This is a genomic window from uncultured Ruminococcus sp., from assembly GCF_947301925.1.
Classification (GTDB): Bacteria; Bacillota; Clostridia; order Oscillospirales; family Ruminococcaceae; genus Ruminococcus.
On the sequence record NZ_CAMYUE010000002.1, the window covers coordinates 445,462 to 458,600 of the forward strand.

Here is a 13,139-nt window from a genome sequence, read left to right on the forward strand (position 1 = left end):
TAAACGAAAGGAGGCGGTAACATGGCATATGAACTGCGGCACTTTGATACTACGCTAATGAGGTTCACAGCGACTGAGGATACAAGCACGCCCGAGATAGAAATACTCTGGGTGAACGAAGAAAAGAAGGCGTTACTGCCTCTTGATATGAATATTGACGGCGACAGCGTTTCGCGTTGGCTGAGGCATAGGACTATACCGAAGAATCGTGCATACGTCCACAGCTTCCTCAGCAAGTGCGGACTCAATCTCAACCGTCCTATGAGCATACTCAGCGTATCAAAGGGACTGTCGCTGAACGACTGCTACTGGGTAGTCGAGGAAGGCTTTGAGGGCGGCTTCTCGCAGTACAATCTGTACGAAAACAGGTTCAGCAGAGTGCTGGGACTTATCGCCTTCACAGGCTATGGCAGCTCTGTGAGAACTTCTCTGGCGTCCTGTCCTGAGTTCACAACTAACGGTATGCTGCCTAAGTGCTGGCGCAGAGAGAACGGAGTTATCAGACTTTACAAAGGCGGAACAAGCGGAGCTTCAAATACAGGCAATGAGCCATATTCGGAATTTTACGCTGCTCAGATAGCAGATGCTCTGGGTATCAACGCTATCTCCTATGGGCTGTCAAAATGGCAGGGTGAACTGTGCTCCACCTGCGAACTGTTCACAAGCAAGGATTATTCATTTATGCCTATCGGCAGACTGGTCACAAAAGGCGGTATGAAAGCTGTCCGCGAATATTACGAGTCACTGGGCGAGGAGTTCATAAATGCGCTTGATGATATGCTTGTGCTTGATGCAATAATCTGCAACGTAGACAGACATTTCGGAAACTTCGGATTTCTGGTTTATAACCGTACAAACAAGATAGCCGCTCCTGCACCGCTGTTCGACCACGGCAATTCGCTGTTCAACCTTGCAGGAAGGGATGACCTTTCTTCCGAAAAGGCACTCAGCGATTATGCGGATACGCTTGTACCGTGCGTTTATGACGACTTCATCGGCACTGCGAAACAGGTGCTAAGCAACAGGCACAGAGACGGACTTCGCAGGCTGCTCGACTTCCGCTTCAAGCGCCATTCAAGATACAATCTCGATAGTAAGCGACTGAAGCTCATCGAAGAGCAGATACACAAACGAGCACAGGAATTGCTGAAATAAACAAGCTGTTCAAATCGTCTAATAGTATAATAGCCGCAGGAATCAACTCCTGCGGCTTACTTTTTGTGTTGCAAAAACTGTTTCCGTATAGGTAATACATGGAATTAGTCTGCTATAGATTTACATACATAAAAATCAGTTAGTTTCAAAATTTTCCAACACTTCATCGGTAGCCTTTCCGCATTCTTCACATGAGAGACAAGTTATTCCTTCATTTTATCATATTCCTGTTAACGTCATTCGCTTGTGACTACCTCTCCGGTCCAGTCGATAATCCCGCCGAACTCGTAAATGTGGGTATATCCCATATCAGCCAGCTTCTGCGAAGCCTCCTTGCTGCGTCGACCGCTTCGGCAGTATATGAGAATGACCTGGTCGAGGTCGGGCAACTCCTTTGGCTGTTCCGTACCGATAGACTCGTTGGGAATAAGTATCGCACCGGGGATATGTCCGCTGTCGTACTCGTCCTGACGCCGCACATCGACGATAATGTGTCCGTCGTCAGCCTGCATCATTTTCTTAGCCTTTTTCTGCGTTATCTGCTGATAGGTCGCCGCAGAAGCCGTTGCTGTCCTGACTTCCGACTGAGTACCTTCCGAAGGACTTGCCCCATTTCCGCAGGCTGTCAGCAGCATACATAATACAGCGAAAACAGCAAGAGTTGCTCTCCGTGCTTTTGAGTTTCCTATAACATCACCTTCCTTCTGTTCCGAGATGATTCCAGATAACTACATTCTACCATTTTATCCGCAATAAAGCAATGGTCGGGTGCAGAAATAATTGCTGGTCCGGTGTTATAAATGAAGAATCCCTGTAATCAGGCACAAATTTGCTCTGGTCACAGGGATACTGTTATTTTATTTCCTGTTCAAGATCATCAAACAGGTCAGAATCGAAGAAGTGCCTAAGAGAAATATCAAGCCCGTCGCAGATTTTCTTAATGGATACTACTCCGGGATTCTGACTTTTTTCATTCAGCATACTATACACAGTTGAAGGCGAAACACCCGAACTGTTTGCAAGTGCATTTATTGCAATGCCATGCTCTTCACACAGCTCTATTATTCTTTTTGCGACAGCTTCTTTAGCATTCATTACAATCACTCCAGTGTTTGGGATATATCGTATATCTAATATTACCAAACATCGGAATCAAATGTATGGGATATATCGCAAATTCAGTTGAAATGTGTTATAATATACGATATATCCCATATTATGAAAGAGTGATTTTTATGACATGTACCATCATATCAACAGGCGAGGAACTGAACTTCGTCTGCAAAAATGAAAATGAACCTCCATATCCCGAGATAAAAGCAAAGCTCCGTGAAAAAATATGGGAGCTTTACTGCAAGGGATATGACAGGTTCTGGATAAACTGTGAGTATGGAGTGCCACTGTGGTGCGGAGAGATAATAACAGCACTGTCTATGTACAACGACATCGAGCTGAACATCGCCATGCCATATGAGGAGCAGTCTACAAACTGGGTTGAGGAGCACCGTGACCGCTTTTTCAAACTTCATGCTGAATCGGATAATGTTGAGATCATTTCACATCACTACACCAATGACTGCTATGAGCTTGCAGACGAGCATATGATAGATGATTCCGACCTGCTACTTATGGTCGGAACTCACACTGATTGTTACGGAGCTTCTTACGCAAAAGAGAATGGTATAAAAGTCGAGCGGTTATTATTCACGCTGCCATACCAACTGTAATAAAAATATGTGTCAATTCAAGAATTATTCGCTTTGATTTTGTGCAAAAATGTTTATTAATGACTATAAAAATGTGTGAAAGCACTTGACTTTTGGCTCTGTTTATTGTATCATAGAGAGGACAGGAGGTGCAGTGTATATGTATATACCGCGTAAAATAGACAAGTTTCTCACTGATTGGAAATCCGAACAGGAAAGGAAGCCACTTATAGTAAAAGGCTCACGTCAGGTCGGCAAGACGGAATCCATAAGGCACTTTGCCGCTGACAATTATGACAGCTTTATTGAAATAAATTTTGTTGAAGAACCAAAATACACGATGATCACTTCCGACGGATACAAAACTGACGATATTATAAAAAGCATCTCGCTCATTGATCCGTCCAAGAAGTTCATTGACGGCAAAACACTTATATTCTTTGACGAAATACAGAGCTTTCCCGATATTGCCACAAGTCTTAAATTCTTTAAACAAGACGGCCGTTTCGATGTGATATGCAGTGGCTCTATGCTCGGTATCAATTACCGAAAAATCGAGAGCAATAGCGTCGGCTATAAGAAAGACTTTACTATGCGCTCACTTGATTTTGAGGAGTTCCTTTGGGCGAAAGGTTATGACGATTCATTCCGTGAAAACCTGTTCAGCCACATGATTGAGCAGAAGCCGTTCAGCGAGCTGGAGCTCTCGGTTTGCCGCTCTTTATTCCTGGACTTCTGTGTGCTTGGCGGTATGCCTGCGGTGGTTTCGCAGTATATCGAAAACGGCACATTTGAAGGCTCCCTTGATACGCAGAGACAGCTTCTCGCGGATTACAAAGAGGATATTCGCAAATACGCAGAAGGCGTTGACCAGACTCGTATTCTTAACGTGTTCAATCGAATCGCTCCGCAGCTTGCAAAGGAGAACAAGAAGTTTCAGATCTCAAAGGTAGCCTCTGGAGCTCGTTTTCGCGATTACCGCGGCTGTATAGACTGGCTCGTTGATGCTGGCATCGTCAATCCCTGTTACTGTCTAAACTTTCCTGAGTTGCCACTAAAGGGCAACTATGATGAAGATAAGTTCAAGCTATATTTTGCAGACAGTGGTCTGCTTGTGGCAATGCTGGACGACGAAGCTCAGGACGACCTCCGTGCCAATAAAAATCTCGGCGTATATAAAGGCGCTCTCTATGAAAACATTGTAGGCGAAGCTCTTGTCAAAAGCGGCTGCGACCTCTATTACTATCGTCGTGAGGACTCCACACTTGAACAGGATTTCTTCATGCGAACTAAAGATTCGCTTGTGCCTGTTGAAGTCAAGGCAGAAAATGGCAGAGCGAAGTCCCTTAAAACGCTGATAAACTCTGATAAATATGCTGATATTAAATTCGGTGTCAAGCTGTTCAATGGTAATGTCGGCTATTCGGATAATGTTTATTCATTCCCGTATTTCTGTGCATTCCTGATTAAGGAGTTTTTGCAAACTAAATAAAAGAAATGATCCCGAAAGCGGACTTTAGGTGACTGCTTTCGGGATTGTTATTATAGTTTTTTAGCATATCATATTCCAAGCGAATCAAGGGAACGAAAAAGATTTGAAATGATAGTAAGAAATACCTGCTTGCATTATAAGAATTACAATCTGTGTATTTTTATAATTAAATCTGCAGGGATTGGATTACCATTATTTGAGAAAGAAATATTGCTATGTAAGCTTGGTTCTTCATTGTGTATAATATGATACAAGGAAACTGCCTTTAGGATTATATCCTCTGTGTGCTTCATCAATAATGAAGATACGCTGTAAATTCGTAGCATAGGACGGCAGAGTGACTCTTTCCTTATCCTCGGCAAAACGCTGGATATTGACAACCGTGATCTCTTGCTGACCACTGTTGCCCTCCTGAGCCTGATTATTGCGGAACTGTTCCATAAGTTCTGCACGGCTATTTGCAGTCTTTACCACAAGCCCACGAGCTTCAAATTCCTGAGAAGCCTGTTCAAGCAGGTCAAGGCGATCTACGATGAAATAGAACTTTGCGACCTTATTGTTACGGGCAAAATAGTCAGAGAGATAGTAGCTGAGATAATATGACAGCGCAGTCTTACCGCTGCCCTGAGTATGCCATACCACACCTGATTTAACGCCGTCAGAGAGTTTTTCACGGATAGCAAGGGCTGCGAACATCTGCTGATAACGCATAATGTGTTTCTGATTGATCGTTTCGATCTTGCCGTCAACTTCACGTTCCATATTAACATAAGCAATACCGTATTTCAGAATAAACAGCAATCGCTCAGGAGAACACATGGAAGTGATAATACGGTTTGTAGGAGTATTGACGTTCAAATTTGTCTGATATTCGGGAGAAGTATGAATAACCTGATTATTAAAGTCTTTCAGTATCTTCTTCTCTACCTCTGCGTCAATAGCCCTATACGGATAACCTTTGATGTACGGAGCAACATCTTCATTTAAAGGATTTTCCTCACGGAAACAGTTAAAAGGTGCAGCTTTTTTAGCGGAAGTGCAGTAAAAAGCACCCTGAATAGGCACAATACCACCCTCTGCATCATATTCCATGTTGTTGGAGAAGATCATAGGCTGCGTGATATTGATAAATCTGCGGAATTTCTTGTTAGGAAAACGCTTTCTGTTCATACGGTCACTCTCAGCGACCATACCACCATGATTATTAGGCTTTTTCACCTCAATAAACACCAAAGGCAGACCGTTTATAAACAGTGTTATATCGGGACGGAATTCGTCCTGACCGTTCTTGCAAGTAAACTCCGCTGTGCAATGAAATTCATTGTTCCGAGGATTATCGAAATCTATCAGTCTAACAGGAGAAGTCGTTTTCAGACGAGAATAAAAGCTCTTGCCGAGATCGTCATTATCAAGCTCTTGTCTGATTACTTTCAGGACTTGCTCTGCTTCTCCATCATGTTCGGGATTCAGTTTCTTAAACTGAGATATAAAAACATCTTTCAATATATTTGTATCGGAATCATAGACCGTATCAGCCATATCCTCGAAAATTCGACCATAGTATGTATATCCGAGCCTTGTCAGATGAACAAGTGCAGGCATCTGAACACGAGTCATCTCGTTGAAAAGACTTTTTCCGTTACTTGCTTTAGCCATAATACACGCTCCCTTCGATGAAAATTTATTTACTGTACGAACAGCATCTATACTACATATAATTATAGCACAAATCGCACAATTAGTCAATCTACAAACTGGTGTTTTTCTCTGTTTTCAACGAAGAAAACAGTTGTTTTGCGTATGGCTTAAGCACATTATTTATTTATAAAAAATATTGGTATGTTAGGAAACAAATATACGTATCTAATAAACAGCCATGTAATATAGACTCATGTCTTATCTGGACTGACAGTAGTTCACAAATCTGCTATCAGTCCAGAAAAAAACGATTATTTCTGTAGCGTATAAGTTGCGTAAAGTCAATTTATATATCATCTACAATTGATATTCCGCTACTGCTGTACAGACATGTATAACGGTCAATTCCATACACAAAAAATCCCCCTGAACCGAAATGATTCAAGGGGATCATTATTAACATCAGTTATCCGCATATACGAACTTCAACATTGATATCTTCCCATATTTTGGATTTTATCGTTTGTCCGTTCGCGGCTCTGAAAGCCTTTGCTTCTTCCAATGTTATATCGAATTTGCACATTAACTCTAACGAGTCGAACTTACCTCTTATCTGCGATAGCAGCCTGACAGGAAATAAATACACCTATCTAATATAAAAGTGCGTAATATGGGCGCGTGTCCTCTCTGGACTGGCAGTGTCCTGATAAACTGCAATCAACACAGAAATTGAGATATGCGAAGTTTATTTCTTCTGACATTTCGGGCAGTAGCAGCTGCTCCGACAGCCGACAGTTAACTTTTCAAACAGAGTTCCGCAGAACTCGCAAGGCTTACCGTTATGACCGTATGCTTTCAGAAACGGCGTGTTACGGTATTCCTTGCCATTGCCTGCAAGATAGTCCTCGGGAGTTATCTCATTTGCTTCTGTCGCCCATGCTATAACCTTAGGTATCTGTTCTGCTAGACGTTTCCATTCTGAGCGAGTGAGATAACAACACGGCTTTTCGGGGTGAATTTTCGCTGCGTGAAGTATCTCGTCAGAGTAAATGTTGCCGATACCTGCAATGATAGTCTGGTCGTGAAGCATTTCCTTTATTGCTTTCTTTCGTTTGTTCAGCTTTTCTATCAGGAAATCGGCAGTCAGCAGCGCGTTATCAGGCTCGATACCGAGCTTGTCCATTCCTGTAACGGTATCGGCTTCGTCATTGCTTAGTAGCCAGAAGCGTCCAAAACGGCGGACATCAATATAGCGTATCTGTTTTCCATCAGACAGTTCGGCTTTGAGATGAGTGTGCTTTTCTTCCTGATGATCAGCAGGTGTAACAAGCAGTTGTCCCGTCATTCGCAGGTGGAGCACCAGCCTACTTCCGTTATCAAGGTGAAATATGAGAAACTTGCCCCTGCGGCTCATTCCTGTGAATGAACAGCCAACGAGAGAGCTCGAAAACGTATCCGCATCAGGAAATGCGATTATTTGCGGATTGTGTATCTTCAGTGAAGTAATACTCCTGCCGCTGATCTGAGGTCCGATTATTCGGCGTATCGTTTCAACTTCTGGTAATTCGGGCATTTCCTTCATTCCTTTCAGATATCATTTTTCGCACTTCCCACAATTGCTGCAGCCGTTGCAGGAGAGACGCATACCACAGGTCTCGCAGCGCTCTCTGAAAGTAGGCTTGTACCTATCCTCGTCGGAGAGAGGATATCCCATGTCGTTGTACAGGTTAAAGTGTATCGGCTTACCCTTGAAGCCCATACCTGACTTGTACGCCTGCTGACTTTGCAGACCGTTGCCTTCTATCTTGTACAGCCTTCCGTCTTTTACAAAGCGTCTGCCTGTCCCGCAGAAAACAAAGGTGATGTTGTTGTCAACACATTCCTGCCGAAGTGAGCGCACCCAGTCGAAGTGACAGGGACGGGCTCCGTCGTAGTTCTCACCGTCACAGAGGACTTGCTCTATCTGTCCTGTTTCAAGGTATCTGCGCATACTCACGGGACCAATGAACGGAGCACACATCACGCCTTTATGCTTGAAAGGCAATTCGAGAAGTATATGAATCCGCTCGTCTGCGCGGAGCTGATTTTCAGCAGTGACGTTGAAGAAGATGTTGTCCCAACCGTCGCCCCAGTCCTTGGGCAGATGATCCGCGACTCGCTCGGGGCGTTTGGTCAGCAGGAAGAATATCACATCGCTGCGAATACGCATAAGCTCCCATGCTTCATCACGCCACTCGTCTGCTTCAGCGAGAAAGAAGTCGGATGTCATGCATACTCGTATCATCTCACCGCTTTTTATCTTGTAATTGCCACCCCTGTCCTTTTGTATGGGATAGTTGAAGCCAGCTTTTGTACGATATATGTGTGAGCCGTCCTGGTCTCTCATTTTATCGAGAAAATACATATAGCAGTTGTCACAGCCCTCACTTTTTTTGATACAGCCGTGCCACGGATTCCATATATCGTGCATTTTATCACCTCGACTTCAAAATTTGACTCATTTATCATATCATAGGAACAGAGAAAAGTCAATTCATATACCGCCTTCAATTGACATTTCTTCATTCCGATATCAGTTAGTAATATATTTGTTGAAATCCGATTACTTTTATGATATAATAATCATAGAGAGAGCAGCTGGCAAAATCGCTCTCATGTAGCTTAAATATAAAAGGAGGTACTAATATGACCAGAGAAGTAACTGAGTTTGTGATATATATTATAAACGAAATTGCCAACGCCAATGGATGTTCAACTTCGGATGTTTACCGTATATTAGAGAGCACTGGTTGTATTAGCAACTACCTTGTTCCTTTTTATGATGTGCTCCATACTATGAGTTCGGAAAGTATAGTTAGCGACGTTATGGAGTTTATTCAATCGAAAGGAGCAAGAATATGATAGTATATCATGGTTCGGATGCAATAGTAAAAACTCCTGATCTGCTTCACTCTGCAAAAAGGCTTGATTTTGGCGTTGGATTTTATGTAACAACAGTAAAAGAACAGGCAGAGCGTTGGGCGAAACGAAAAGCCGCAATTCATGGAAAACAGAGAGAATTTGTCAACGTTTATGAGATGACATTATCTTCAGCTCAGCACATCATGGATTTTTCAGAAGACCTTGAGACTTGGATTGATTTCGTGTGCGATTGTCGTAACGGCTCTGATGAATATCTAAAATATGATATAATCAAGGGGAAAGTTGCAAATGACAAGGTGTTTCGTGTTGTGGATATGTATAAACGCGGAATCTGGGACAAAGTAAGGGCAATACAGGAGATTCGTGTGTACAAGACGTACGACCAGATAGCGTTTATTTCACAGAAGTCAATCGACTCTTCGTTAAAGATTCAAAAATCCATAGAGGTGGTATTATGAGTGAAAAGGACCTTGAAAACTTCTATAGGGAGCATCTCGAGGAAGATATTATCTTTTGCTTGAGCGAGAGACGGAATATCACCACAGATGCTGCTATGAAGCTATTCTATAACAGCCGTTTAGCAGAGCGTATCCATAAAGGCGAATTCGGTATACAGTACCTTGACTATTCGATTTTAACTGATTTGCTGGAACAAGAATTAGATTGAGGCTGATATGCCCTACAAGTTTGATAAGCTTGTAGGGCATTTTTGTATCTCGGCTTGATCTTTCCTAACCCAAACTGATTACACCTATACTGCTATCAGACAAGTAAAACAACCAAATTCATACAAAAAAATCCCCCTGAACCATAATTGATTCAGGGGGGATCGTTGTTAACATCAGTTATCCGCAGATGCGAACTTCAACATTGATATCTTCCCATATTTTGGGACGTATCGTCTGTCCGTTCGCGGCTCTGAAAGCCTTTGCATCCTCTAATGTTATCTTGAATTTGCACATTAACTCTAACGAGTCGAACTTACCTCTTATCTGCGATAGCAGCCTGACAGGAAATAAATACACCTATCTAATATAAAAGTGCGTAATATGGGCGCGTGTCCTTTCTGGACTGGCAGTGCTTTTACATACTGCCGTTAGCGCAGGAATATACAAGAAAAACAGGCTTAACGGCTATCTTAAATATTGTCATTTGCCTATAAGCTTTAATATCTCAGCAGGATCCAGAGTTTTACCAGAAGAAACGAGTTTATCATTGACTACAAGCGCAGGCATAGACATTGCTCCGTACTCCATTATCCTCTGCAAGTCTGTGATATACTCGACCTCGATGCCCATTCCCTCAACTGCCTTGACAGTGTTGTCGTAGAGCTGATGACAGGCTTTGCAACCCGAACCGAGAACCTTGATACAGCAGATACCGTCAACCTTTTCACCACAGCAAGTCGAAGCTGTCTCAGTTGCAGTCTGCTCTCCGCCGCAACAGCAGAATGAAGTGTCCTCTTTCTTCTCTTCTTTTTTCTTCCCGAATAATACCATGATAAATTCCTCCTAAATAATGTAATTCTGAATGAAATTAAAGAAATATCCGACAAGGATAATTCCGACCGTACAGATAGCGATAAAAATGCCAAGCAGCTTTGGCTTGATAGCTTTTTTCAGCATTATCAGTGACGGCAGTGACAGCGTAATAACGCCCATCATAAATGCGAGAACTACGCCGAGCTTTGCACCCTTTGCGACCAGTGCTTCTGCAATGGGAATACAGCCGAAAATGTCAGCATACATCGGTATTCCGCATATCGCAGCTATGATAACTCCGAAGGGATTTCCGGTTCCAAGAACGTTTACTATCCATTCCTCAGGTATCCAGTTGTGGATGATTGCTCCGATACCTACGCCTGCTATAATATACGGCAGGACTTTCTTTGCTGTTTCAGCTACTTTCTCCCAGGCGTATCTCATTCTATCACGCTTTGTCAGCTCATTCTGCGGAGTATCAATGCTCCTGCCGTTTCGGATGAATTCCTCCATCTGATCTTCAAGGTGCAGCTTTTCGATAAGCGTACCGCCTGTGACTGCAATAACAAGTCCCACTATCACATATATTACAGCGACCTTCCAGCCAAAAATGCTCATAAGCAGGATAAGCGAACCGAGATCTACCATTGGTGATGATATAAGAAATGAGAACGTCACGCCCAGCGGAAGCCCTGCACTTGTGAAGCCCATAAACAGTGGTATGGACGAGCATGAGCAGAAAGGCGTGACAGTGCCGAGCAAAGCTGCGATACAATTTGCGCCGATGCCGTGAAATCTGCCAAGTATCTCCTTCGTTCTTTCAGGAGGGAAATAGCTCTGTATATAGGTTATCACGAAAATCAGAAAACCGAGCAGTATCATGATTTTTATCGTATCATAGATGAAGAACTGCAGACTGCCGCCCAGCTTGCTCTCAGTATCAAGACCGCAGGCGTTCAGCAAAGAGCCGATAAGCCTGTTCAGCCATTTCATGCCGAATACTTCGTCCTGTATGAAGTCCCACACTATTCTTCATCACCTCCGAGGATTTCGGTCAGTATCTCTGCTGCTGTCCTGACCATTTCCGGACAGAGGGTTCTGAACAGTCCGTTTGACCTTGCTTTGTTCCTGTCTTCCTCATTCCTGAGGTCACAGCCAAGGATATCGCGGCAGATATACGAGTCCTTGCGCTTCTCAAACTCATCAAGGAACTTAACTGCCATATCACGGCCTTTGGCACGGCTTGCTGTATCATTGAGGTCGAACTGTCCGTACTTCATTCCAAGAACCATGAGTGCTCCTGTACAAGCGCCGCAGACTTCTCCCTTGCACATTCCTCCGCCGAAACAAGCACCTATCTGGAATGCCTGTTTTTCGGTAATGCCGAACTCCTCCGCAAACGCAGCAAATACCGCCTGCGAGCACATATAGCCATTTTCATAATACTGTACTGCTTTTGAAACATTATCCATTTTCTTATCCTCCGATTGTTATATTTAGATGTATCAATTTGTTCCCGCTGTTTAAAGCCGTATGACCATACGGCTTATTTATTGCAGCAATTACAATCGTTTTCATTTACTGCCGTGATCTCTTTCAGGCAGTCCATAGCAATCTTAGCACCTTCCTGCGAAATAGAGTAGTGCATCCACTTGCCATCTTTTCTGCCGACCACAAGTCCGCTGTCGCAGAGCACCTTCATATGGTGAGAGAGTGTCGGTTGACTCAGGTGAAGCTCCTCAAGGAGATGACAGGCGCATAATTCGCCGTTTTGCAGGATTCTGAATATCTGAACTCTGTTTTCATCGCACAGAGCTTTGAATATCACTGTAATTTGCTTGTTTGAAAGCTCCACGTTCTCACCTCATATTGAAGATTTTCTATATTATAGCATACACATTGGGATTTGTCAATGTGTAACTGAAAATTTTTCTAATACTTTCTAAGCAAAAGAGAAGTCTTGTTGTTGAGAGCTTCTCCTTAATAATAATGATAAGACTATTCTTCCAACAGATTATAGATACCGTCCTCTGAGAGAACGCCGCGTTTCATGTCTTTCGGGAGCAGTCCGGCTTCATCGGCTGCATAGTCTCGTTTCCACGCAGAGCTGCTATAATAGTCGGATAAAGCTTTCAAAAGTTCAGGAGAACCGTTTTCTGTCTCCTGCATTATTTTTTCATAATGGGCTATACGTTTTATCTGCTCTTGTACAGATTCCGGTGTGGAAGGCAGTATTTTCTTAAATCGGAACATTTCAAATAATTCGCCGTCTTTATCATCCGGCGCACAATGATGCTCATTGAAATACTCGACGATATGGAAGCCGCAGCGGTTCACATAGAAATGGATATTGCGCTTTTCAAAATAAGGCGTAACAGTTTCCCAGACTGTGACCTCCGGATGCATAGCTTCGATCTCACACCACGTTGCGTATCCTATGCCTTTGCTGTGAACGTCAGGCGATACGAACAGCAGTTCAAGCTCACCGTGATCGTATTCTGTTTTGATAACAACACCGCCGACAGGTTTATTGTCCTGCATGATACGGTAGGCAGCACCTTCATCAATTGCATGAGAAATAGTATCATGTGAGATTATCTCGCCGTCCTCTTCAAAATGATCGTCCCGCTGACCAAATTCTTCCAATGCGCCGTAATTGAATGCTTCCTGATTGTCCTTTATAAACTGCTCTCTTTCTGACGCTTCCAGCGGAATAAGCTGTACTTCTGTCATAATTATTCTCCT

The 13,139-nt window shown here is 43.2% G+C and carries 16 protein-coding genes; 6 read left to right on the forward strand and 10 right to left on the reverse strand.

Translation table 11 applies throughout. The features are described 5' to 3' along the window. Window positions 1-21: 21 nt before the first annotated feature. Window positions 22-1,155 (forward strand): XRE family transcriptional regulator, encoded by a 1,134-nt coding sequence (locus Q0Y65_RS05350; RefSeq protein WP_297957957.1) that lies wholly within the window; start codon window positions 22-24, stop codon window positions 1,153-1,155. 236 nt (window positions 1,156-1,391) lie between these two features. On the opposite strand, the gene Q0Y65_RS05355 is transcribed toward Q0Y65_RS05350, so the two are convergent. Together Q0Y65_RS05355 and Q0Y65_RS05360 are read right to left on the reverse strand one after the other, a co-directional pair. Beyond that, entirely contained in the window at window positions 1,392-1,790 is a 399-nt protein-coding gene (locus tag Q0Y65_RS05355; protein ID WP_297957959.1) for a rhodanese-like domain-containing protein, read from the reverse strand. 217 nt (window positions 1,791-2,007) lie between these two features. After that, entirely contained in the window at window positions 2,008-2,250 is a 243-nt protein-coding gene (locus Q0Y65_RS05360; protein ID WP_109727842.1) for a helix-turn-helix domain-containing protein, read from the reverse strand. 140 nt (window positions 2,251-2,390) lie between these two features. Between Q0Y65_RS05360 and Q0Y65_RS05365 the strand changes: the two genes are divergently transcribed. After that, the gene (locus tag Q0Y65_RS05365) at window positions 2,391-2,882 is read left to right on the forward strand and encodes an SLOG family protein (protein ID WP_297957962.1); all 492 of its coding nucleotides are present in this window, start codon (window positions 2,391-2,393) and stop codon (window positions 2,880-2,882) included. A 139-nt stretch (window positions 2,883-3,021) separates the two neighbouring features. Beyond that, window positions 3,022-4,353 carry an ATP-binding protein gene (locus tag Q0Y65_RS05370; RefSeq protein ID WP_297957964.1) on the forward strand — a complete coding sequence of 444 codons (1,332 nt, stop codon included), beginning with the start codon at window positions 3,022-3,024 and terminating at the stop codon, window positions 4,351-4,353. 231 nt (window positions 4,354-4,584) lie between these two features. Here Q0Y65_RS05370 and Q0Y65_RS05375 read toward each other — a convergent pair whose 3' ends face one another. From Q0Y65_RS05375 to Q0Y65_RS05385, 3 genes are all read right to left on the reverse strand, one after another. Beyond that, the gene (locus Q0Y65_RS05375; protein WP_363293520.1) at window positions 4,585-6,009 is read right to left on the reverse strand and encodes a type I restriction endonuclease; all 1,425 of its coding nucleotides are present in this window, start codon (window positions 6,007-6,009) and stop codon (window positions 4,585-4,587) included. Between the two features lie 727 nt (window positions 6,010-6,736). Beyond that, window positions 6,737-7,564 (reverse strand): DNA-formamidopyrimidine glycosylase, encoded by an 828-nt coding sequence (gene mutM / locus Q0Y65_RS05380; protein ID WP_297957966.1) that lies wholly within the window; start codon window positions 7,562-7,564, stop codon window positions 6,737-6,739. Between the two features lie 21 nt (window positions 7,565-7,585). Beyond that, a complete protein-coding gene (locus Q0Y65_RS05385; RefSeq protein WP_297957967.1) occupies window positions 7,586-8,461 on the reverse strand; it encodes a DUF5131 family protein in 876 nt (291 codons plus the stop codon). A gap of 215 nt (window positions 8,462-8,676) precedes the next feature. Here Q0Y65_RS05385 and Q0Y65_RS05390 point away from each other — a divergent pair, with 215 nt between their 5' ends. From Q0Y65_RS05390 to Q0Y65_RS05400, 3 genes are read left to right on the forward strand one after another with little or no spacing between them, the layout of a single operon-like run. Next, window positions 8,677-8,892 (forward strand): DUF3791 domain-containing protein, encoded by a 216-nt coding sequence (locus Q0Y65_RS05390; protein ID WP_031562366.1) that lies wholly within the window; start codon window positions 8,677-8,679, stop codon window positions 8,890-8,892. Then, a complete protein-coding gene (locus tag Q0Y65_RS05395) occupies window positions 8,889-9,371 on the forward strand; it encodes a DUF3990 domain-containing protein (protein ID WP_297957969.1) in 483 nt (160 codons plus the stop codon). Before Q0Y65_RS05390 ends, Q0Y65_RS05395 begins: the two co-directional genes overlap by 4 nt. Then, a complete protein-coding gene (locus Q0Y65_RS05400; protein ID WP_031562364.1) occupies window positions 9,368-9,580 on the forward strand; it encodes a hypothetical protein in 213 nt (70 codons plus the stop codon). Before Q0Y65_RS05395 ends, Q0Y65_RS05400 begins: the two co-directional genes overlap by 4 nt. Before the next feature lie 481 nt (window positions 9,581-10,061). Here Q0Y65_RS05400 and Q0Y65_RS05405 read toward each other — a convergent pair whose 3' ends face one another. The 5 genes from Q0Y65_RS05405 to Q0Y65_RS05425 form a co-directional block, all read right to left on the reverse strand. Next, window positions 10,062-10,412 (reverse strand): thioredoxin family protein, encoded by a 351-nt coding sequence (locus Q0Y65_RS05405; RefSeq protein ID WP_297957972.1) that lies wholly within the window; start codon window positions 10,410-10,412, stop codon window positions 10,062-10,064. A 12-nt stretch (window positions 10,413-10,424) separates the two neighbouring features. Then, window positions 10,425-11,387: a permease gene (locus tag Q0Y65_RS05410; RefSeq protein ID WP_297958085.1), complete on the reverse strand. Its 963-nt coding sequence runs from the start codon at window positions 11,385-11,387 to the stop codon at window positions 10,425-10,427. A 32-nt stretch (window positions 11,388-11,419) separates the two neighbouring features. Then, on the reverse strand, window positions 11,420-11,866 hold the full coding sequence (locus Q0Y65_RS05415) for a C-GCAxxG-C-C family protein (protein ID WP_297957974.1): 447 nt from the start codon (window positions 11,864-11,866) through the stop codon (window positions 11,420-11,422). Window positions 11,867-11,940: 74 nt separating this feature from the next. Beyond that, complete coding sequence (locus Q0Y65_RS05420; RefSeq protein WP_024860988.1) at window positions 11,941-12,249, reverse strand: helix-turn-helix transcriptional regulator; 309 nt, start codon at window positions 12,247-12,249, stop codon at window positions 11,941-11,943. Window positions 12,250-12,392: 143 nt separating this feature from the next. Continuing rightward, a complete protein-coding gene (locus tag Q0Y65_RS05425; RefSeq protein ID WP_297957977.1) occupies window positions 12,393-13,127 on the reverse strand; it encodes a GNAT family N-acetyltransferase in 735 nt (244 codons plus the stop codon). Window positions 13,128-13,139: the final 12 nt, after the last annotated feature.